The sequence below is a fragment of the Mycobacterium sp. 2YAF39 genome, assembly GCF_052114565.1.
Taxonomy (GTDB): Bacteria; Actinomycetota; Actinomycetes; order Mycobacteriales; family Mycobacteriaceae; genus Mycobacterium.
Genome location: NZ_JBFREZ010000030.1, coordinates 1 through 1,939 on the forward strand (window position 1 = coordinate 1; position 1,939 = coordinate 1,939).

At 63.9% G+C, this 1,939-nt stretch carries 1 protein-coding gene; it reads right to left on the minus strand.

The window, feature by feature from the left end; genetic code table 11:
* Positions 1–1,939: condensation domain-containing protein (locus AB4Z42_RS28315; RefSeq protein WP_442012566.1), on the minus strand; the 1,939-nt coding region annotated here is incomplete at both ends.

Here is a 1,939-nt window from a genome sequence, read left to right on the forward strand (position 1 = left end):
CAGGAAGACCTTCGGGCGCCGACTCCACCAAATGCGCCACATTGCGATGCGTAATCGCCACACCCTTGGGCGTCCCAGTTGTACCCGAGGTGTACATGAGGTACGCGACATCATCCGGCGCCGGCCCCGGCAAAGCACTGACAGGCTGGCCGTCAACAGCAGCGTCATCGACTTCGACGACCACCACACCGAAACCATCGACCCGCGACCGCAACCCGGCGGTGGTCAGGACCGCAACCGGCGCGGCATCGGCGAGCACGACCCCGACCCGGAAGCCCGGTAGCGCGGGATCGATCGGCACATACGCCGCCCCGGTCTTGAGCACCGCCAGGATCGCGGTGACCGCTCGAGCCGACCGCTCCGACATCAACCCCACACAGGAACCCGGACCGATACCACTCTCAACCAGCACGTGTGCCAACCGATTCGACGCCTCATCAAGTTCCCGATAACTCAGCGACCCATCACCAGACGTCAACGCGACCGCATCCGGATCAGCCTTGACCTGAGCCGCAAACAACTCCGGAACCGACACCGACATACCCGCGGACCGACTCAATACCCCACGATTACCGACCCGATCCAGATAGCCGAACTCACGCTCATCAAGCACATTGATCGACGACACCCGCCCAGCCGGATCAGCGGTAATCACCGCCAGCACCCGCTCCAAGCGCCGAACCAACGCCTCAACACTCGCGGCATCGAACACATCGGTCCGGAACTCCACCTCACCGGAAATGCCCGCGGGCTCGCCACTTTTCGTGAAGCGTTCGGCCAGCGAGAACGACAAATCCAGTCGGGCAGTGCGCGTCTCGATCGGTAACGCGGACACCTGCAGATCCGCCAATCCCAGCGCGGCGGCCGGATCACTATTGCGCCCGCCAAAGTTCTGCCAGGCCAACATCACCTGCACCAACGGGTGATGAGCCAACGACCGGACCGGGTTGAGGCGGTCGACCAGCAGCTCGAAGGGCACATCCTGATGCTCGTAGGCGGCCAGGGCGCGTTGTTGCACCTGGCCCAGCAGATCGCCGAACGTGGGATCACCGGCCAGATCAACCCGGAGCACCAACGTGTTGACGAACAAGCCGACCAACTCATCGAGTGCAGGATCACGACGCCCGGCGATCGGGAACCCAACCGCCACATCAGAACTCGCACTGAGTTTGGACAGCAGTATCGCCAGCGCCGCCTGCACCACCATGAAGCTCGTCGCAGTGTGCTCACGCGCCACCCGAGCTACCCGCTCTTGTAGTTCAGTCGGCCACTCGATGACCACCGCGGCCCCGCGATTATCGGCTTCGGGCGGATACGGCCGGTCAGTGGGCAACACCAACCGCTCCGGCAGACCGTCCAACGCGTCCTGCCAGTAAGCGAGCTCGACGGCGATGCGACTGTGCGGGTCGTCAAGATCACCGAATTGCGACCGTTGCCACAGCGTGTAATCGACGTATTGCACAGCCAGCGGCCGCCAGTCCGGGGCCTGCCCCACACTGCGCCCGGCATAGGCGGTTCCGAGATCACGGATCAATGGGGTGATCGACCAGCCATCAGCGGCGATGTGGTGGACAACCGCGACCAACACATGCTCATCGTCCGAAACCCGGAAAAGCCGCGCCCGCAGGGGGACTTCGGCCGCCAACTGAAACAGGTGATGGGCCACCCCTTCGGCGGCCTGTTCAAGCTCGGTCGCGGGCCATTCAGTGGCATCGATGACCTGCCAACCGAAATCGGCGTCGTCGGGTTCGAAGACGACCTGATGCGGAATCCCCTCCGGCGCCGTAAAAATCGTGCGCAGCGATTCGTGGCGGGCCACGACATCGGCCAGCGCCGCGCTCAACGCCTCGACATCCAGCGGCCCACTCAGCCGCACCGCGACCGGGATGTTGTACACCGGTGAGGGGCCCAACAATTGATCGATGAACCACAACCGGCT